Source organism: Mesorhizobium sp. L-2-11, assembly GCF_016756595.1.
Classification (GTDB): domain Bacteria; phylum Pseudomonadota; class Alphaproteobacteria; order Rhizobiales; family Rhizobiaceae; genus Mesorhizobium.
This window is the reverse complement of the sequence record NZ_AP023257.1, coordinates 5,678,317-5,697,457: the sequence shown is the minus strand read 5'-3', so window position 1 is coordinate 5,697,457 and position 19,141 is coordinate 5,678,317. Positions and strand designations below refer to the sequence as shown.

15 protein-coding genes are annotated in these 19,141 nt (G+C 64.3%); all 15 read right to left on the bottom strand.

Annotated elements, in window-relative coordinates; genetic code table 11:
* Positions 1–51: 51 nt before the first annotated feature.
* Entirely contained in the window at positions 52–3,300 is a 3,249-nt protein-coding gene (locus tag JG739_RS27145) for a hypothetical protein (RefSeq protein ID WP_202364205.1), read from the bottom strand.
* Positions 3,301–3,852: 552 nt separating this feature from the next.
* Positions 3,853–4,233, bottom strand: a complete 381-nt coding sequence (locus JG739_RS27140) for a cupin (protein WP_202364204.1) — start codon at positions 4,231–4,233, stop codon at positions 3,853–3,855.
* An 8-nt stretch (positions 4,234–4,241) separates the two neighbouring features.
* Positions 4,242–5,729 carry a 4-hydroxyphenylacetate 3-hydroxylase family protein gene (locus tag JG739_RS27135; RefSeq protein ID WP_202364203.1) on the bottom strand — a complete coding sequence of 496 codons (1,488 nt, stop codon included), beginning with the start codon at positions 5,727–5,729 and terminating at the stop codon, positions 4,242–4,244.
* A 14-nt stretch (positions 5,730–5,743) separates the two neighbouring features.
* Entirely contained in the window at positions 5,744–6,280 is a 537-nt protein-coding gene (locus JG739_RS27130; RefSeq protein ID WP_202364202.1) for a flavin reductase family protein, read from the bottom strand.
* Between the two features lie 133 nt (positions 6,281–6,413).
* Positions 6,414–7,136, bottom strand: a complete 723-nt coding sequence (locus JG739_RS27125; protein WP_202364201.1) for a GntR family transcriptional regulator — start codon at positions 7,134–7,136, stop codon at positions 6,414–6,416.
* Positions 7,137–7,450: 314 nt separating this feature from the next.
* Positions 7,451–8,158: a phosphoadenylyl-sulfate reductase gene (locus JG739_RS27120; RefSeq protein ID WP_202364200.1), complete on the bottom strand. Its 708-nt coding sequence runs from the start codon at positions 8,156–8,158 to the stop codon at positions 7,451–7,453.
* Between the two features lie 45 nt (positions 8,159–8,203).
* Complete coding sequence (locus tag JG739_RS27115) at positions 8,204–9,634, bottom strand: putative sulfate exporter family transporter (RefSeq protein WP_202364199.1); 1,431 nt, start codon at positions 9,632–9,634, stop codon at positions 8,204–8,206.
* Positions 9,631–11,706 (bottom strand): di-heme oxidoredictase family protein, encoded by a 2,076-nt coding sequence (locus tag JG739_RS27110; RefSeq protein WP_202364198.1) that lies wholly within the window; start codon positions 11,704–11,706, stop codon positions 9,631–9,633. The genes JG739_RS27115 and JG739_RS27110 overlap by 4 nt, the downstream gene beginning before the upstream one ends.
* 228 nt (positions 11,707–11,934) lie before the next feature.
* Positions 11,935–13,761 (bottom strand): allophanate hydrolase, encoded by a 1,827-nt coding sequence (gene atzF / locus JG739_RS27105; protein ID WP_202364197.1) that lies wholly within the window; start codon positions 13,759–13,761, stop codon positions 11,935–11,937.
* Positions 13,758–14,108 (bottom strand): cupin domain-containing protein, encoded by a 351-nt coding sequence (locus tag JG739_RS27100; protein WP_202364196.1) that lies wholly within the window; start codon positions 14,106–14,108, stop codon positions 13,758–13,760. The genes atzF and JG739_RS27100 overlap by 4 nt, the downstream gene beginning before the upstream one ends.
* Positions 14,101–14,769: a cysteine hydrolase family protein gene (locus JG739_RS27095; RefSeq protein WP_202364195.1), complete on the bottom strand. Its 669-nt coding sequence runs from the start codon at positions 14,767–14,769 to the stop codon at positions 14,101–14,103. Before JG739_RS27095 ends, JG739_RS27100 begins: the two co-directional genes overlap by 8 nt.
* Complete coding sequence (locus tag JG739_RS27090) at positions 14,769–16,298, bottom strand: ABC transporter ATP-binding protein (RefSeq protein ID WP_202364194.1); 1,530 nt, start codon at positions 16,296–16,298, stop codon at positions 14,769–14,771. Before JG739_RS27090 ends, JG739_RS27095 begins: the two co-directional genes overlap by 1 nt.
* 10 nt (positions 16,299–16,308) lie before the next feature.
* Entirely contained in the window at positions 16,309–17,010 is a 702-nt protein-coding gene (biuH, locus tag JG739_RS27085; protein ID WP_202364193.1) for a biuret amidohydrolase, read from the bottom strand.
* 25 nt (positions 17,011–17,035) lie between these two features.
* A complete protein-coding gene (locus JG739_RS27080) occupies positions 17,036–17,962 on the bottom strand; it encodes an ABC transporter permease (protein WP_202364192.1) in 927 nt (308 codons plus the stop codon).
* On the bottom strand, positions 17,962–19,122 hold the full coding sequence (locus JG739_RS27075; protein ID WP_202364191.1) for an ABC transporter permease: 1,161 nt from the start codon (positions 19,120–19,122) through the stop codon (positions 17,962–17,964). The genes JG739_RS27080 and JG739_RS27075 overlap by 1 nt, the downstream gene beginning before the upstream one ends.
* Positions 19,123–19,141: the final 19 nt, after the last annotated feature.

Sequence of the window (19,141 nt, the reverse complement as noted above, 5' to 3'; positions counted from 1 at the left end):
CCGCCAGGCTCCCGATAGCCCGGGGTTTCGCGAGACAGCAAGACACCGTCTTCAGCGCGTGTGCCGCACGAGATAGGGTTCGACCAAGGCGCGTATTTCCGCAGCGGGCGCGGCTTCGCCGGCGGCGCGCAGCGCCCGTTCGTAGCGTGCATAGTCGTCGACAGCGCCTTCGAAATCGCGGTGCGACAGCCGCTCCCTGATCAGCGCCTTGCAGACGGGCCCGGCATTCGGATAGAGGTCCAACGCCCTCAGATAGACCGAGCGCGCTTCCTGGACATTGCCGGTTGTCTCCAGCCGCTGGCCGATCCGCAAGGCGAGATCGATCAGATCGCGACGCACTTTTTCAGCGGCGGCGAGCGACCAGAAGCTGGCTCGCTCGTGCAGAAACAGCGGACCGGGGAATGCAAGGAAGAGCGCTTCCGCTTCCGGTCGCAGTCCAGCGGCCGCGCCATTGGTCGTCGTCACGGATTTGAGCCGTGCATCCCAGTCGGCGAGGTCGACCCAGACCTTGTCCGACGCGAGGCGAAGCTTGCCTTCGCGCTGAACGATGAGGTCGGTCCGCCCGAGCAGCTTGCGCAGCCGATGCAGCGCCTGCTCGCATGCCGCCCGCGCCTGGTCGCCGTCGAGGTCGGGCCATAGCCAGTCCTGAAGGGTCTCCAGCGAACAGGTCTTGTCTTTCGAGATCGCCAGTACCCGCAGGATGTCGAGAGCCTTCGTCGGTGGCTTGGCGCCGAGATTAAGAGGGTTTCCATCGAGTTCCAGCCGAAAGCCTCCAAGGACGTGGACCTTGAGCGGCCATGGCCACGCCGTGGGCCGCCGTTGCGGCGCGTCCAATCGGCGTTCCCGGATAAGCGACCGGCAAAGCTTGGGCTCGATGCCCCGCTCAAGCGCATCGCCAAGCAGTTCGGCGAGCAATTCCGGAACGTTGAGGAGCACCATTGGCCAGCTGACGTCGCGCAGCGCCTCCATGAAGAGCTTCAGCCGATCGCCGTAGCCTGGACCCTGGTCCCACCGGCTCTCCAGCGCGGCCGCTGCAAGAATGCATATCTCGGTTCGCTTGCGGGCGCCGCCGTCCAGCCGCGGCAGCAAGTCGCTGAGTAGCGCGGCGGCTTCGCGCGGCTTGCTGTCGGCGAGCAGCACCTGGAACTTGGTGATGCAGTGCGCCCAGCGCTCGACCATCGGCTCGTTGGCGGCCTCGCTCGCCGCCATGAAGCGCTCGCAATCCTCATAGGCGGCCGCGAAATCGCCTTGCCTGGCATGAATCGCGGCATAGCAATTGGCGACGATGGCGACCTGTGTGCTGAAACGGCTGTCGGCGATCTCGGCCAGGCGCTCGACCACCTGGTCGAGCTCGGCAAAGTCGTTGCGGAATTTCATCTGCATCTGAAGATGATACAGGCCACCGAACTCCACACCCCTTAGCGACTCGCGCTCACCGATGGCGATCGCCTCCCGCAACGCCGCTTCGGCCGAAGGATATGGAAAGCCCCGTCTCTTGTAGGGAAAATAACGGCCACTCTTGGCGCCAAACTCGACCAGCCACATGCCGAGGACCCAAGGCAGCACTTCCTTGTCGGTCAAATCCTCGACAATGCTGTCGACGGCTTTGGTGAACAGATCGGCCCGCATGACCGATACCGAATGCTCGATCAGCGTTTCGCTGGCAAGCAGCCGCAAGCCGCTTGGGTCGTGCTCGGGATTCCGGGTCAGCCGCTCCAGCAATTCCGATTCCAGCGCTTGCCCGGCCGGGCTGTTGCGGTAGTAGTCGTCGCCGAAGTTCAGCGCCCGCACCATGCCGATGCGCACCAGCATCGCTTCCTCGGAAGGCAGTTCCGGCAGGCCGTGCTCGATGATCTCGAAGGCCCGGCGGGTCCAGGCCGAAAGACCCTCATAGGTGCGCCAACTGTCCGTCTTGACCAGAACCGCGCGCGACACCGTAAGACAAAGCCCGCGCTGATCGTCGGCCTCGCCAAAGGCATGCCATGCCTTCGACAGCCAGTGCTCTGCCGCGGCGTCGTTCGGCATGTGGGCCACGCCCAGCCAATAGAAATGCCAGCCGTTCATGAACGCTTCCGGCAACCGGCCGACCCATTCGATGAAGGTCGTTCGATGTCCCTGCGCCAGCACGGCCTCCGCTCGGCTCAGCATGAGCCCGCTCGCCTGCTCCCAGTCCTCTGCCTGCAAGGCGAGGTGTATGGCTTCGTCAAGACGACCGGCGTCGGCGAGCACCTTTGCCGCCCTTTGTTTGAGCGACTTCTGCTCTTCTGCCGTCACACGCTGTGCGAAGCGTCGGTCGAGGAAGTCCCGCAAGAGGTCGTGCAGGTGGAAAACGTCGCGGCTGTTTTCCGTTCGCGTGACGAGCAATTGCCGCTGGTAGAGCCTGTCGAGCAGCTTGCCCGCTTCGGTCGATCCGATCATCACGTCCGCCAGTTCGGCGCTGATCTCGGGCAGCAGATTGAGTTTCAGCAGCATGTCCTGGTCGGCGGCGGGAAGGGAAAGGAAGAAATGACGACCGAGAACGTCCGACAGCGCGTTCTGCCCGCCGGGTGCTGTCCCGGTCGTGTCGTCAGGGCCGACCGCCGAGCCGTGATCGGCGAGGAGAACCAGCCCGATCGCCCAGCCGCGCGCCGCTTCGACATCGACTGGAACGGTGCCGTTCCTCGACCGCAGCTTGACGAAATCGCGCGCTTCCGATGTCGAGAATTCGAGCGCCCACCGGTCGACGACGGCCACTTGGCCCTTGAGAACGAGGTCGCCCAGTTCGTCGTGGGGCAGCGTGCGCGAGACGCAGATGCAGCGGACCGTGTCAGGAAGTTCACGGAACATCACGGAAAGCACCGCCCGGAATTCGGGCGTGTCGGCGTCCTGCAAATCGTCGAGGACCAGAATAGTGCCGGGCTTCAACCGCGCGAAATAGGCTCTGAAGAAGCGCCTGGCGAACTCCTTCGGCTGCTCGGCATACTCGACGCCGAAGACCGGCAGGTTTCCAACCGCTGATGAGGCGAGTGACTGCGCCAGATATTGAAAGAAGCGCGCGATATCCTGGTCGCCCTCATCGATGCGGAACCACACATGCGGTGCCGCGACGCTTTCGAGGTAGTCGATGACCGCCGTCGTCTTGCCGTAGCCGGCCGGCGCGGCCACCCAGCACACGCTTGAACGCGATTTTTGACCGATCGCTTCGAGAACGCGGTTCCGCCTCAATATCCTGGCGCTGCGCGGCGCCGCCAGCTTGGCGATCCGGCCTGTGCCCGAGAGCGGGCGCCTCGCATCGGCGTCAATGGCGTCTAGGGCGGTCATCGGGGCTCCCGCTCGACCAATCATCGAGCGTCGGGTCGTGCCGTGATGACCGCCCCGCAGCCCAGATTGACCTTAGGGTAGCGCAATCGTGCGACAATTCGTAGGGGCTTCGCGGATCAAGCTGCAATGGCCGAGTGCAGGCGTCGACGGGATGCCTGCGCGACCTCGAAATCAGGCAGCGGACGCGGCCGAATTATGAGAGGGATTGGGCGACCGGTCGATCCCGCGCTCCGTCTTCGACCATATACGGGAGAATATCAGATCATTGCAATTCCCACCGATTGGCGAGCTCATGGGCTGCTTGGCAGTCCTTTCTAAACTCACGAGCTCACCCTGTGTGCGGTGGCATCCGCCCACATCGGTACGGTCACCTAGTTTCCCGGCAGCTGATCTCCTAGTTTTCGCGAGCTTGCCTAGTTTTCAATCATGCGACCTTCTACGCCTTCCTTCTGGACAGCCATACGACAACCGGTGACGCGCAACAGACATTAGGAACGTGAGAGACGCGCTATCGGTGGCGCACGCTTGGGCGCGGATATCGTTCGAGAAAAGTTAAGTCTCGTAGTAGTGAAGCTCGAGCAGCAGGCACCCGGTATGCGACCGGAAGGGACCGTGATAGACGCCAGGCGGCCGGCAGGCGTAGGTGTTCGAGGCAAAACTCAGCGACGGCTCTTCGGCTGAAGGTCCGCCGACGATGAGGTCTCCCGATAGGAGATAGACCTCTTCCCAGTATTCATGCACGAACGGCACCGTCGTATAGGCGCCCGGCGCAAACCGCAGCAGCCGCGTGCGGTGCCCGGTCTTGCCTGCCTCGTCGAGCCGGCCGGCAAGAATCTTCTGCTCGATGCCGCGAGGGTAACCAGGCGGCGTATGCCAGCCCTCCCCGGTCATGTCGATCGTGTGAAATTCCTTGTGTTCCTTGCGGATCGGCATGGCAAACCTCAGGCGGCAGCCAGAGCGGCGCGGTCGACCTCGTCTTCCAGAGAATAGCTGTCCAGCATGTGGTCGACGAGCTGCGTGCAGCGGTCCCAGTCGAAGGTGCGGAAGCTGTGCCCTTTAGTCACGAAGGTGGCGCCGGCATAGAACATCTCGTATTGCGTGTGGCGCGAGGCGAATTCCGAGCCGACCGCATCCCAGGCCAGCTTGAAGAATTTTACCCGGCCCTCCGACGAGGCAACCGGCGACTGCTGCGTCTTTTCAATCAGATTGTGCAGCTCCGGATCGGCGAAATCCTGGACGGAGGACGGCAGCATGATCAGTCCGCCGCCCGCCAACTCGCGCAAGGCCAGGATCACCTCGGCATAGAGCTGCTGTGTGAGCACCTGAGCCGAATAGAGTGTATGCGCATCGGGCACGAAATAGGCGCCCTGCATGCGACCCTTCACCTCCATGGCGTGCACCAGCGCGTCGACCATGGTGTTCTGCGCCGCAAGCCCTCCCAGCGTCTCGCGCACCTGCGGAAAGTTGATGACGCCATTGGTCTCGGCGATGCGCCGAGCGATGCCGACAAGGAAGCGCATCTTCACCATCAGGCGGATCTGTGCCTGATAATTCTGGAAGACATGCGCCGGGGTGGCATGGAACTGCCGCTGACACATGGCGATGTCCTGGTTGATGAAGACGCGGTCCCAGGGAACTTTCACGTCGTCGAAGTAAAGCACAGCGTCGTTCTCGTCGAAGCGGCTGGCAAGCGGATTGTCGAAGACGCTGACGGCGCCTTCCTCGTAGGATTTGCGCGACAGGATCTTCAGTCCGCCGGCATTCATCGGCACGGCGAAGGACACCGCATAGGGCTCATCGCCATCGCGCAGCGGCTGGATGCAGGTGACGAGCACCTCGTTTGCCATGATGCCGCCGGTTGCCAGCATCTTGGCGCCGCGGATCGTCAGGCCTGCAGCGTCGTGGTCGACGACGCCGGCGGTGAGGAAGCGGTCCTGCTGCTCACCCGCGGACTTCGAGCGGTCGGCCTGCGGATTGATGATGACATAGGTGAGATAGAGCTCATTGTCCCGGGCGTATCGGTAATAGTCGGCAAGTGCCGCGGCGCGCGCCTTGTCGTAAGCCTCGAAGACCTCGATCCCCATGAACATGCCGGAAATGCAGGAGGCGACATGATCCGGCGCGCGGCCAAGAAACCCACAATGAAGCTCCGTCCAAGCTTCCAGCGCTTTGCGCCGCTCGACGAGGTCGGCGTGGCTGCGCGGCAACTGCCAAATGCGGTTGGCCCGCTGCCCGCCGCTTTCGGGGACCTCGAAGGTCATCAGTTCCCGGTTGTCCGACCGCGCCTGAAAATCATACAGCGCGCCGACCGAGCGGATGGTCTGGCGGAAGGCGGGATGAGTGGTGACATCGCCAGCCGTCTGGCCATTGATATAAACTACCCTGCTATCTCTCAGCATCTCGATATGCTGCGCCCCGGTCTTGATCATCTTACCCTCCGCGATCAGTAGTGGATGTCGAGCGGCCAAAGCGGCGCCGTGAACTCCGTTGGCTGCAGTGATGCGTAGCGCCCCTTGCTGAAAACCAGCGCCTGCCGGTCGGCAAAGGACCGGAAATGCTTCACCCTGGCGATGAACAGCACGTGGTCGCCCGTTTGGTGCGTGGCCCACGGCTCGCAATCGAACAGCGCCGCCACGCCGGGCAGCACCGGGGCGCCAGAGTGGCCCCGCTCGAACCGCACTCCTTCCCACTTGTTGGAACGCGGCTTGGAAAAGCGGTTGGAAACTTCCTTCTGGTTCTCGGAAAGAACATTGACCGCGTAAGCGGCGGCCTTCTGCCAGAGCGGCAGGCTCGCTGCACGACGGTCGATGCTGAACAGCACGAGCGGCGGGTCGAGAGACAGCGAGTTGAACGAGCTCATCGTCATGCCAAGCTGCTCGTCATCGGCCACACAGGTGACGACGCAAACGCCAGTCGGAAACTGTCCCAGCGCCTGACGGAACGCGCGCACGTCGAAAGCCGTTTCCCTTTCAATGATCATGCTCCGGCCCTTTCGGAACCGATCTGTTAAGTCACCATAATCAATTCACGAATTCCGTTGACCAACTGCCCGCCGTCACTGTGTGTTTCGAACGTTCGGCCGCATCGCTGATGCGAACGCCGCGGCCCCTTTTTCACTGCGCCGCCACAGCCGGCATACGCGCCGTTGCAACCGAGCCCCAGCCTGCCGCCGTCGGCAGCCGCAGGGCGACCAGCGTCCGCGCCAGATGCTGGGCAACGGCTGCGGCCGCCTGTTCGGGCTGTCCGCGGCGTATACCCTCGACGATCGCTGCATGTTCGGCAAGCACGCTGTCGCCGCGCCCACCAGAGATTGTGATTGCGTGCACGCCCATCCGCAACTGGCGGTCGCGCAGGCCCTCATAGAAGTCGGCGAGCACCGGATTGCCGGCGGCGCGCACGATCGTGCGATGAAATTCCCGATCGCGTTCAATAAACGCAACAGGGTCGTGCTGCACCTCCACCTGGAGGGCGACCTGCCTGTCGAGTTCCACGGCAAGCATGTTGCCGAAGCCGGCGGCCTGCCGCGCGCACCACTCCTCCACCAGGCTCCGGGCCTGCATGACCGCTTCGATCTCCGTCTCGGTGATCGGCGGTACATAAGCGCCCTTTTTCGGCACGATCTGCAGGAGGCCGTCTGCTTCGAGCCTCAACAGCGCCTCGCGCACCGGCGTCCGCGACGTTCCCGTCTCGCGGCAAACCTCCGCCTCGGTAAGGAACGTGCCCTCGCGGCTAGGCAAGGTCAGCACATGCTGCTTCAGCCAGCGGTAGACGACGTCCTGCGCAGCATCGGCGCGTTGGCCTATGGCAGGGCGTTGTGATTGATAGCGTTTACTCATAGACAGAATGTATACATGTTGTCGATAAGGTCAAGCTAATTTTCGACCTGGCTGCGCCGAGTGTAAACGTCAAGAAATGGCGTTAGCTTCGCATTCCGGTGTCAGCTCAGACAGCAAGATTCCATCCCGGGGCGCCTGTTGCGTCCGGGTAACAAGTGTCGGCTTTTCACCCCTAGTTTCCGGCAGCTGATCTCCTAGTTTTCGCGAGCTTGCCTAGTTTTCAATTCATTACGACAATTGGTACTGCCTTCGCAGATGAAGCGGCAATGGCCGATGCCCTGGGGTGCGGACCTCGACGTCAGCGCAACCGGAAATCAGGCAGCAGACGCGGCCGAATTGCGAGCGGCAATGGGCGACCGGTGAATCCCGCACTCCATCTTCGACAGTCCGCTCCAGCGGCCCGCGCGCGGATTGTCCGCGCTGCCGCACGCGACCGTGCACGGCGCGCAGCCGATCGAGAGGTAGCCTTTTTCGAGGAGCGGATGCCGGGGAAGATCATAGCGATCGAGATAGGCCTCGATCTGTTGGCGGGTGAAGCGGGCAAGCGGATCGACCTTCAGGCGTCCGTCAGTTTCCTCGAGCGTCGGAACATCCGCGCGAAGCCCGCCATGATATCGCTTGCGACCGGAAATCCAGGCCTTGAAGCCGGTCAGCGTATTTTCGAGCGGCACGACCTTGCGGATCTGGCAGCACCGGTCTGGATCGCGGCGGTGCAGCGATCCAGCGCCGTCGAGCGCCCGCAAGACAGCCGTTTGAGGCGTGACGACGCGCAGATCGGTGAGGCCGAGCAGAGCCGTCAGCTGCGCGCGATAGGCGATCGTTTCCGAAAACAACTTTCCTGTGTCGAGCGTAATGACGGGGAGCGAACGGTCGATTGCGGCCGCCATATGCAGCAGCACCGCGGATTCCGCGCCAAACGAGGACACGAGCGCTATGTTTCCGCAAAACACGTCGCTGACGAGCGGCGCCAGCAGGTCGGGTCCGTCGAGATGGTTCAGCTCTGCGATAACGGCTTCATACATGGCGGTTTGGCCGATCAAAAACGGGGGTGGCGTGATGAAGCCGCATCATAGCTTCGCCACGAAATCGAGGAGTGCCTGGCGGTCTGTCTCGTCCAGGTCGAAGAAGCGGTCGCGCACGATCTGCGCCGTGCCGCCATGGGCGAAGACGGCATCGCGCAGCGTTGTCGCACGGCCGTCGTGCAGGTAACGGTGGCGCAGGCGGATGCCGACGAGTGGTGCGGTCCGCCATTCGGCGCCGATGGCATCGCCCTGGACGATCTTGTCGTCGAGCGCTGGCCCCATGTCGTGCAGCAAAAGGTCGGAGTACAGCTCAACTTCGCCGTTGCTGCCCTCCAGCGCCGGCACATGGCATTTGGCGCAGCCGATCGAGGCGAAAAGCCGTCCGCCATGGCTGCCAAGCATCGCGCCTAGGCTCGATGAGGGTGATGCGGCCCGGAAGGTCGCCGAGAACGGGATCAGCGCAGCATAGGCCAGGGCCGCCGACAGAGCCACCCCGACGAAACCGACGCCGATCAGGCGCCAGGCGCCGCCGGCCTCTCCGAGCCGTCCGACCCGGGTGGTGATGCCGAGCGCGATCATCACCATCAGGAACAGGAACTGGTCGACATCGAGGATGGCGCGGCGCAGTTGCGGATTGAGGGTGATCTCCGAATTGAGCATCACCACGCAGATGAACGCGACGATGAACCACGGGAACGGGATTGGCGCGGCCTCGTGCGCCTTGTTGCGGCTGCGAAACACCAGGCTGGCGGCCAGCAGAAGCGGGACGAGCATCAGCACTTTGCTGAGCTTGACCAGTGTGGCGGTGTTCAGCGCGTCGTCGGAAATGGCGAAGGAGGCGCCGTAGACCTGCGCCAGCTCGAAAATGCTCGCCCCGACGAACACGCCATAGAGGCGGTCGTCGAGATGCGGCAGCCAATCGCCCAGGAACATGACCGGATAGGCGAGCAACGCCACGGTGCCGCTCAGCGTGATCAAGGCGATGGCGATGCCGGCGCTCTGGTCGCGTGCACGCACGAGCGCGGCCATCGAGAGGATCGCCGCGGCGCCGCAGACGGAGCTGCCGACCGCGACCAGCAGCGCGATCTCGGCGTCGAGCCTGAACAGCTTGCGCGCGATGGCGTAGAGCAGCGTCAGCATCAGGATCAGCTCGATGGCCGCCACTGCGAGCGGCATGAGCCCCAGATCCAGGAACAGCCGCGTCGTGATACGGAAGCCGACCAGCACCACGGCGAGCCGCAACAGATAGCGCTTGGTGAAGTCGAGCCCCGGGCGCAAGGCGTCCGGACAGGCGAAACTGCTGCCGATCAGCAGCCCGAAGAGCATGGCGACCAGGACCGGGTTGCGCGACAGCGGCTCGCCCAGCCCACCGGCGATCCAGCCGGCCGCAAGGGCGAGTGCCGCAGCAACGATGACACCAGGCAATACCGGGCGCATTTTTTCCGGCGCATGGGAGAGCGTCAGGGCGAGGCTCATGGCTTTGCCCCATCGGGCAGGCGCAGGGTTCGCAGATAGGAGGCGACCGCCTCGATCTCTGCGGAACTCTGCTCGATTGGCTGCGCGCCCGCCTCGCGGCTGGCCGTCGCGCTGGTGATACCGAGTTCGTTTGCGAACGCGTTCGCCACCATATCTTTGAGGGTGGCGATATCAGCCTTCCAGCCGTATCGGCCGATCCGCGATGCGCCTTGGGAGTCGACGACATGATGGGCGCGGCCTTTGATGCCGTCGCCCTTGCTGATCGCCTGCGCTTCGATGACGCTGTCGTGTATCTCGTCGATCCCGGCGATACCGTAGAGAGCGAGCGGCATACGCAGCGAAACCACGTTGGCCTGGCTTGGCATTGCCGCCGGCACGATCGCCACGCCATCACGCAAGGCATGGCGTCTGGCGACCGGACTGTTGGGATGTTCGATCGGCACCGTGCGCCCAGAGCCCGGATCCATGTGGGCTATCCTGCGTGCAAAATGACTTTCATCAATGCTCGCGCCGCCAGGGCCGGGATGGCAGGCCACGCAGGACGTTGCATTGAACAATGGGCCGAGGCCCATCCGCGGCGTGAAATCGGTCTGGAACGACTTTTTTCCGCGCGCCGCAAGATTGGCGTCGGCGGCAGCGCTCTGCGTCTCCTGCGTCGCTGCCGCCGCGCCGTGCTCATCGAAGGCCCCAACCTCGACCAGCGCCCCTTCGTGGCCCGGAAATCCCGGAACCTCGCCGCCAATCGTTATCCAGATATGCTGTGCGTCCGCCGACGTCGCGATCGCGCGAAGGCGATCGGCTCCCAAGGGGCCGAGCCCTGGAACCTCGATCGTCGCGCGTGCGAGAAGCTGGCCGTCCTGGCTCAACCGCAGCAAGGAGCCGTCGCCGCGATTGGCGACGAACAGATCGGACCCGCCGGCGAGCGTCGTATGGCTCGAGAATTGCGGATTGGCGATTTCGGGAATGGCGGCGGCGACATCGACCGGACGGTCGAATTGCGGCAGCGAGATCGTGCGGGTCCCGGCGACCGTGAAATGCCGCCGGTCGTCCTCTAGGTCAAGCAGCACCAGTCGGTCACGCCCCGGGTCGGCGATGTAGAGAGCGCGGTCGGGGTTCCACTTGAAGGCGAGGCCGATGACGCCGGGATCGTCGCCGATGCGCTTGCTCACCGTGCCTTGGCCGGCGCTGACCGTGCCGAGGCCGGTGCTTACCGTGCCCGGCCCGGCCAAGCCGTCGACACCATCCTGGACGTGGATTTGAACCACGCCACCATCCGCGGCGAACGCGGCAAAGCCGCTGCCGTCGGGCGAGGGGCCGAGAAACGCCGTTCCGAGCGCGCCCGTCTGCATTCCGCCCGATGTCAGCTGGCCGCTTGCCTGATAATTCAGCAGCTTGCCAAGCCAGCCGCTGGGCTGCGCTTTCGGCGCCTGCTCGCGATCGGTATGCCGGCCGGCGAACACGCCGCCGGCCTCGCGGCTTGGCGCATTGGCGAGCGGCGCACCGTCGGGGTCGACCACGGTGACGCTGCCCTCGCCAGCCAATCCGTTCGGCGCGTTTGCGATCCAGGGTCTTCCGAAGGCGTTGTTGATCGAAATATATCGCGGTCCGGACGCAGCTGCGAGGCGTGCGGTTCGAGCTCCGGCATTGTATCGCCGGTTGAGGAACCGTTCGCTCTGCGCCGTGTAGAGCTGAACCCTCGCATCTCCGTCGTTGCCGGTGAGGTCTTGCGGAACGACAATGGTGCCACCAGACTTGCCGGCGCGCGGATCGATGGACAGGATTGCCCCGACCTCAAATGCTGGATCGCCTGGCGGTGCGCCGAAATTGCTGCCTACCGCCACCAGGACCCTGAGCGGATCGAGCATCCGCCCTTCGCGCGTCGCCATAAGGAATTCCGGATTTCCCGGTATCGGCCCGCCGACATGAAAGCGCCCCACCTCGCGCACGCCGGCCACGTCGGGCAGCCCGACGGCAACGATTCGAGCGTTCAGGCGCCAATCGGGAGTCTGATCTCCCGCGAACGCCCAGCTTGGCAACAGGCTGAGAAGTATCGCCGCGGCCTTCGACAGCATCCGGCATCTCCGGGCCTGATAGGTCCCGACGGAATCTGTTGGGGCAACTGCACGGCCTTTTCGCATTGCGACGTCTCCGGCGGTCGCAAGCGCGTGGCGACGCCTGCCAAACCACAGTGCAATTTTAGAGCACGCGCACATACGGATCGCTTACGGCATTCGGCGAGCTGGCTCGCCGAGCATGCTGCTATGATTTGAGGTCAGCTGCCGGCGCGAACGGCCGGTCGTTCAATCGGCCGGAACGCTTTCCACTCGCTCCGCCGGCCTTGCAACGAAGCTGCGCCAACCGCCATAGGCCGAAATGTCGATCGCTCGTGACAACCCGGCGGTTTCGACCAGGAAGCCCTTGGCCGATGTCCCGTCATCGAGCTCGATCGTGCCGATGCCGAGCGGCGGCGGGATCGCGGCCACGAAGCGTCCGAACGCGTCTGGTGAAAGCCGCCAAACCTCGACATCGATCGACTTCCCGTTGCCATCGGCAACACGTACGAGCCCCGGCTTCGGCACGGATTGGCCGGCGAGTGCGTAGAGCTGATAGGAAGCAACCGTCCTGGCGGATCTGCTCAACCGCGCGCCAAGCGCGCAGAGTTGGCCGTTGAGCGGCATTCCCGACAAATGCGCGCCGACAACCACGAGCTCGATCAGGTCGTCAGCAGGGTCGAAGCTTTTGGCGGCGAAGGCAGGCATCGCCCAGCCTGTCGCGCCAAGGCCGAGACCGCTCGCCGCATGCAATTCGCTGGCCAGCGTCGCCGTCAGTGCGTCCTTGCCGGCAGCGGCAAGCAAGGTAACGCTCATCGGCAGATCGTCGTCGCGCTTGCCGGTCGGCACGGCGATGCCGCACATGTCGAGCAGATTGACGAAATTGGTGTAGGTGCCGAGCCGGCTGTTGGTGACGATCGGATCGGCCAAGACGGCGCCGATGGTGTAATGCGTCGGCGCCGTCGGCACGCAGAAAAGGTCGACCGAGGCGATGACCGGCGCGAGCCTGGCCTTGTAGGCCTGCAGCGCATAGAGGCCCTTGAAAGCATCCGCTGCGGAAAGTTTTCGTGCGCCGCCGATGATTTTGCGCGTCACCGGGTGCATGGCTGCCTCGTTCACGTCCATGAAATCCGCGATCGCCGCATAGCGCTCGGCCACCCAGGCGCCTTCGTAGAGTAGGTTGGCGGTAGCGTAGAAATCGCCGAAGGGAATTTCGATCAGTCGGCAGCCGAGCTGTTCCAGCGTCCGCAGCGCCGTTTCGAATCCCGCCTGCATCGCCGCGTCGCCAAAAAATTCCCGGTCCGCTTTTGCGGGAACCCCAACGGTCAACGCGGGTGGACGCGGACCAAGCGGCGGCGCCGCGATAGCGCGCGAATAAGGATCGACGTCATCTTTGGCCGCCGCCGCCCTGAAGACGCTGTAGGCGTCATCGACGGTTAGCGCGAAGACGGAGACGCAGTCGAGCGTGCGGCAGGCCGGCACCACGCCGGTGGCCGACAGCGCGCCGACCGTCGGCTTCAGCCCGACGATGTTGTTGAGGCCGGCGGGAATGCGGCCGGATCCTGCGGTGTCGGTGCCGAGCGCGAAAGAAACAATGCCGTGCGCCGTCGCCACGGCCGAGCCGCAGGAGGAACCGCCCGGCACCAGTTTCGGATCGATCGCGTTTCGGGGGACCGGATAAGGTGTGCGCACCCCGACGAGGCCGGTGGCGAATTGGTCGAGATTGGTTTTTCCGACGACCAGCGCCCCGGCCGCCCTCAGACGCGCGACCACGGTGGCGTCTTTCGCCGGCAAGTAGGCATATTCGGCGCAGGCGGCCGTGGTCGGCATGCCGGCAACATCGATGTTGTCCTTGACCGCGAACGGCACGCCCCACAGCGGCTTTGCCACGGGATCGACTCGGCCGAGTGCCTCGGCTTCGGCGAGCAGGTCCGCCTTGCTCGCCAGATGGATGAAGATGCCGGGATCGTCCGCTTCCGCTATGCGCTGAAACACGGTTTCAACGACGGCCGTAACCGACATGCCGGAGGCATAGGCCGCGTGCAGGCTGCCGATATCGAAGCGGATGTCGTTCATTTCGTCTCGTCCAGAATGACCACCGGCAGATTCCACTGGATCAGCACGACGCAGCCGTGTTTCGTCCACACCGAATGCTCGGTCCCGACCGGGTTCAGGATCACGCTTCCGGGAAGATAGTCGCCATTCTCGTCGCTTTGGGAGCCTTCCAACACAACGATGGTTTCCAGTGCGACATGGCGATGGCGCGGCACGCCGGCGCCGGGCCGATAGTTCAGGATCGCGACGGAGGGTTCGGCCGGTCCGCCCTTGAGCAGCCAATGCACCGTGATGCCTTCGCGAAAATGCTCGAATGCCAGATCACGCCAGCCCCCATCGATGAGAGCCGGGTATGCAATGTTAGGCATCGGCAATTCCTTTGAGCACCTGGTCCGTCATCGCCGTCCAGCCGACGATCGCGCCCTGTGCCCTGATCATGGCCAGCGCGGCCGCCTTGAATTCGGGAAAGTAGCTTTCCGTCGCATCCTCGGCCAGCAGGCATTCATAGCCGCGGTCGTTGGCCTCGCGCATCGTCGTCTGCACGCAGACTTCCGTCGTGACCCCGGCGAAGACGAGCTGCTGCACGCCGAGCCGCTTCAGGTCCTCGCCGAAGCTGGTGGCGTAGAACGCGCCCTTGCCGGGTTTTTCGATGACGATTTCGCCAGGCAGCGGGGCCACCTCGTCGAGGATCGCCGTTCCCGGCTCGCCGATGACCAGCACGCGGCCCATCGGGCCGGCATCGCCAATGCGTATCGACGGATTGCCGCGATTGCGCTTGGCCGGCGGCAGGTCCGAAAGGTCTGATCTGTGGCATTCCATCGTGTGGATCACCGGCAGGCCGGCGGCGCGAAATCCCTCGATCAGCCTTTTCACCGTCGGCACGATCGCCACCACCCGGCCGACGTCATTGCCGAGGCTGGCGCCGAAGCCGCCCGGCTCGGCGAAATCGCGCTGCATGTCGATGACGACGAGCGCCATCGCCTCATGCTTGAAGGCAAACGGAAACGGCAGCGCGTCTATCTCCGCCATCAGTGATGTCCCGCCATATATTCGCCGATCGTCTGGACGCTCGCCTGCGCGATCGGCGTCTCATAGACCAGCGCGCCGTCGGACATGACGAAGATGCGGTCCGAAAGTTCAAGCAGCTCATCGAGATCTTCCGACATCAGCAGCACCGCCGCGCCGGCGTTGCGCGCCTTCATGATGCGCGCGCGGATTTCGGCGACGGCGGAGAAGTCGAGGCCGAAGCAGGGGTTCGACACGATGAGAAGATCGACCTCGCCGGTCAGTTCGCGGGCGAGCACAGCGCGCTGGACGTTGCCGCCGGAGAGCGACGAAATCGGCGAGGCGAGCGAGGCTGTCTTGACCTTGAACTGCTCGACCAGGCGCGTCGCATAGTCCCTGATGGCACTCATCCTGATCCAGGCGATCGGTTTGCCGGCCTCGTTCAGGTCGAAGGTCCGGAAAGCCATGTTTTCGGCCACCGTCATCCTCGGCGCGCAGGCATTGCGCAACGGTTCCTCCGGGATGAAGCGCACATTGAGCGTGCGGGCCTCGGCGCGGCTGGCGCCGTAGGGCGATCCCTTCACCAGGACGTCGCCGGCATCACGCGTACGCTGCCCGGCCAGGACTTCTAAAAATTCCTTCTGGCCGTTGCCGGAAATACCGGCGACACCGACGATCTCGCCGGACTTCACATCGAGCTCGCCGATGTCGATGGTTTTCAGGCCGGTGCGGTCGGGCGCCTTCAGTGCTTTCACCGTCAGGATTTGCCTGGCTTCGGCCGGAACTGGAGCGCGGCTGTCGAGCGCGGCGATCGGCTGGTCACCGATCATCATCGCCGCCATCTGCTTGTGAGACAGCTCCGATACTTTGCCCGTTCCTGTCAGTCTGCCCTTGCGCAAGACAGTGATGTCGTCGGCAAACGCCGTCACCTCGTGGAACTTGTGCGAGATCATCAGCACAGTGAGATCGCCCGCCTTGGTCATGCCGCGCACGAGCCCCAGCACTTCCTGCGCCTCGCCGGGGGTTAGCACCGACGTCGGCTCGTCCAGCACCAGAAAACTGCGGCCGAGATAAAGCTGCTTGATGATTTCGAGCTTCTGTTTCTCGCCGGCGGCGAGTTCGGCCACCTTGACGTCGAGCGGCAGCTTGAACGGCATCCGCTCCATGAATTGGGCAAGTGCGGCGCGCTCCTTGCGCCAGCCGATAATCCCCGGCACCTTCTCGCGGGAAATGACCAGGTTTTCCGCACCCGTGAGCGACGGGACCAGGGTAAAATGCTGGTAGACCATGCCGAGGCCGAGCGCCGAGGCGTCCTTCGGACTGGCGATCCCGACCTCGCGGCCGTCGACCAGGATGTCGCCGGCGGTCGGGTGATAAAAGCCCATGATGCATTTGACCAGCGTCGACTTGCCCGCGCCGTTTTCGCCAAGCAACGCATGAAACGATCCCGCCGGCACCTTGATTGAGACGTCGTCGATCGCGATGAAGGCACCGAAGCGCATGCTCATGCCGATCGTTTCGACGCCGACGGCCTTCTTGCCGCTTTCACGCATCACAACACCCTCATGGCAACTGGGCGACGAAGGACGCCGAATGGGACACCGCGCCGAACACGCCGCCTTGCATCTTGATCATCTTGATCGCGGCGAGATGGTTGCCGTAGTCGGTCGCCCCGCAGCAATCCTCCAGCATCACGCATTCGAAGCCGCGGTCGTTGGCTTCGCGCATCGTCGTGTGCACGCAGACGTCGGTGGTGATGCCGGTCAGCACGATGTTTTCGATGCCGCGCTGGTTGAGGATCAATTCGAGGTCGGTGGCGCAGAACGAGCCCTTTCCCGGCTTGTCGATGATCGGCTCGCCTTCGGCCGGATAGAGGTCGGGGATGATGTCCCAGCCCGGCTCGCCGCGCACCAGGATGCGCCCGCAAGGTCCGGGGTCGCCGATGCCGGCATTGATGCGTCGCGAGCGCCAGCGCTTGTTGGCCGGCAGGTCGGCGAGATCGGGCCGGTGGCCCTCGCGCGTGTGGATGATGGTGTAGCCCTTCACCCGCATGGCCGACAGCACCGATCTGATCGGCTCGATCGGCGCCCGCACCAGCGACAGGTCGTAGCCCATATGGTCGACATAGCCGCCCGGCCCGCAGAAATCGGTCTGCATGTCGATGATGATCAGCGCCGTGTTGTCGGGCCGAAGCTCGCCATTGTAGGGCCATGGATAGGGATCGGCGTCGATGTAGCGCTGCGTGATCTCGGCTCTGGCGTTCATTGAGCAAAACTCCAGTCTGGAAACGTCATTTGGTGATCGACAGTTCGCCCGGCGCGCCGGCCAGCGAACGGCTCGGCGACGAGGTGGCGATCATGATGACGAGGGTGAGAATGTAGGGTGCGGCGTAGAACAGATAGTAGCCTTGCGTGATGCCGACCGATTGCAGCGCCGGCCCCAGCGCCCCGGCGCCGCCGAACAGCAGCGCGGCGGCAAAGCAGCCGAGCGGGTTCCAGCGCGCGAAGATGACCAGCGCCACCGCCATCAGCCCCTGTCCCGACGAAATGCCCTCGGTCCAACTGCCGGGATAGTAGAGCGACAGATAAGCGCCGCCGATGCCGGCCAGCGCGCCGCCGATACCGGTGGCGATGAGGCGCACGGCGTTCGGGTTGAGGCCCATGGCGCGCGCGGCATCGGAACTGTCGCCGACCACGCGCATGATCAGGCCGGCGCGGGTGTTGCGGAAAGCCCACCACAGGAACACGGCAAGTGCTGCGCCGATCAGGAACAGCACATTGACATTGAGCGCCGCCTGCACCTGCGGAATATCGGACCAGCCGCCAAACGGGATGGCCGGCAGGTCGGGCGCCGAGGGCTGGATGAACGGTTTGCCGAAGAAGAAGGCGAGACCCGAGCCGAACAGCATCAGCGCAATGCCGATGGCGATGTCGTTGACCCCGCGGAATTTGCAGATCCAGCCGTGGAACAGGCCGAAACAAAGACCGGCAGCGGCGGCAGCCAGCAGACCGAGCCATGGTGAGCCGGTCATCACCGCGACGGCATAGGCGGTCATCGCGCCGAACACCAGCGTGCCTTCGAGACCGAGATTGATGCGCCCCGAACGCTCGGTGATGGCTTCGCCCAGCGACACGAAGATGAAGGGCGTCGACACGCGGATGGCGCCGCCGAGCATGGCGAGCGGAACGCCCCAGAGGCCGATCTCGGTTGCGTCCATCAGGCAGTTCCCTTCAGGAGATCGGGCCTCTTCAACAGATCGCCCCTCTGCCAGAGGTCGGGATTGAAGGCCTTGAAGCGGCCGTAGAAGGTTTCGCTGAACAGGATGACGACGAAGAGCATGCCCTGCAGCACCAGCACGGTGGCGTCGGGCAGGTCCATGCGGCGCTGGATCAGCCCGCCGGAGGCGTCGATGCCGCCAAGCAGGAACGCGACCGGGATGATGGCGAGCGGATTGTGGCGGGCGAGGAAGGCGACCAGGATACCAGTATACCCGTAGCCGGCGGCGAGCGAGGCGTTGGCGCTGCCTTGCACGGCGGCGACTTCCAGCATGCCGGCAAGGCCGGCGAAGCCGCCGGCCAGCGCGGTGAAACCGACGATCAGCGGTCCGACGGCAAGTCCCTGCACCTGGGCTGCCCTGACATTGCCGCCAGCGATGCGAGCGGCGAAGCCCCAGCGGGTCTTTTCGATCAGCAGCCAGGACAGAATGCAGGCGATGACGCCGACGACCAGGCCCCAGTGCACGTCCATGCCCGGAATGTTGCCGATGCGGTAGGCCTCAGCCAACGGCTCGGTCGAGGGTTTGTTGAGCGAGGCGGGATCGCGCAGCGGTCCTTCCACCAGATGGTTCATCAGGGCGATGGCGATATAGGCCATCAAAAGGCTCGATATGGTTTCGTTGACGGCACGGTAGTGGCGTAGCGCGCCGACGGCACCGATCCAGATGCCGCCGGCGGCCAGGCCCGCCACGCCCATGGCAAGAATAACGAAAAAGGCGGGGGCGCCGCTGGCGGCCACGCCCATGGCAGCCGCGGCAACGCCGCCCAGCACGATCGCGCCTTCGCCACCGATGACGACAAGGCCGAGCCGGGCCGGCAGTGCCACGCAGAGCGCCGCAAGCAGCAAGGGTGCAGCCCGCGACAGCGAGTTCTGGGCCGAGAACCACGAGCCGAAGCCGCCGCGCCACATCGTTTCATAGAGCTGTACCGGCGACTTGCCGACCAGCGCGATGAACAGGCTGAACAGGGCCATGCCGACGATCAGCGCCACGAGCGGGATGACGAAGGCTTCCGCCCGTCGGGCGATCCATTCGAGCGCCGTCGGATAGCTTTTGGCGCCGAGCATCACTGGCACGCTCGCACTGCTCACCGTGTCTGCCATGGCCCTCGTCTCCGATCCA

Bases quoted from the DNA above. Each gene is read 5' to 3' on its own strand.
- JG739_RS27110 (WP_202364198.1), bottom strand. From the start codon at position 11,706: ATGCTGTCGAAGGCCGCGGCGATACTTCTCAGCCTGTTGCCAAGCTGG.
- JG739_RS27080 (WP_202364192.1), bottom strand. From the start codon at position 17,962: ATGGACGCAACCGAGATCGGCCTCTGGGGCGTTCCGCTCGCCATGCTC.
- JG739_RS27115 (WP_202364199.1), bottom strand. From the start codon at position 9,634: ATGAGCCTCGCCCTGACGCTCTCCCATGCGCCGGAAAAAATGCGCCCG.
- JG739_RS27130 (WP_202364202.1), bottom strand. From the start codon at position 6,280: ATGATCATTGAAAGGGAAACGGCTTTCGACGTGCGCGCGTTCCGTCAG.
- JG739_RS27135 (WP_202364203.1), bottom strand. From the start codon at position 5,729: ATGATCAAGACCGGGGCGCAGCATATCGAGATGCTGAGAGATAGCAGG.
- JG739_RS27145 (WP_202364205.1), bottom strand. From the start codon at position 3,300: ATGACCGCCCTAGACGCCATTGACGCCGATGCGAGGCGCCCGCTCTCG.
- JG739_RS27075 (WP_202364191.1), bottom strand. From the start codon at position 19,122: ATGGCAGACACGGTGAGCAGTGCGAGCGTGCCAGTGATGCTCGGCGCC.
- JG739_RS27140 (WP_202364204.1), bottom strand. From the start codon at position 4,233: ATGCCGATCCGCAAGGAACACAAGGAATTTCACACGATCGACATGACC.
- JG739_RS27100 (WP_202364196.1), bottom strand. From the start codon at position 14,108: ATGCCTAACATTGCATACCCGGCTCTCATCGATGGGGGCTGGCGTGAT.
- JG739_RS27120 (WP_202364200.1), bottom strand. From the start codon at position 8,158: ATGTATGAAGCCGTTATCGCAGAGCTGAACCATCTCGACGGACCCGAC.
- JG739_RS27095 (WP_202364195.1), bottom strand. From the start codon at position 14,769: ATGGCGGAGATAGACGCGCTGCCGTTTCCGTTTGCCTTCAAGCATGAG.
- JG739_RS27090 (WP_202364194.1), bottom strand. From the start codon at position 16,298: ATGCGTGAAAGCGGCAAGAAGGCCGTCGGCGTCGAAACGATCGGCATG.
- atzF (WP_202364197.1), bottom strand. From the start codon at position 13,761: ATGAACGACATCCGCTTCGATATCGGCAGCCTGCACGCGGCCTATGCC.
- biuH (WP_202364193.1), bottom strand. From the start codon at position 17,010: ATGAACGCCAGAGCCGAGATCACGCAGCGCTACATCGACGCCGATCCC.
- JG739_RS27125 (WP_202364201.1), bottom strand. From the start codon at position 7,136: ATGAGTAAACGCTATCAATCACAACGCCCTGCCATAGGCCAACGCGCC.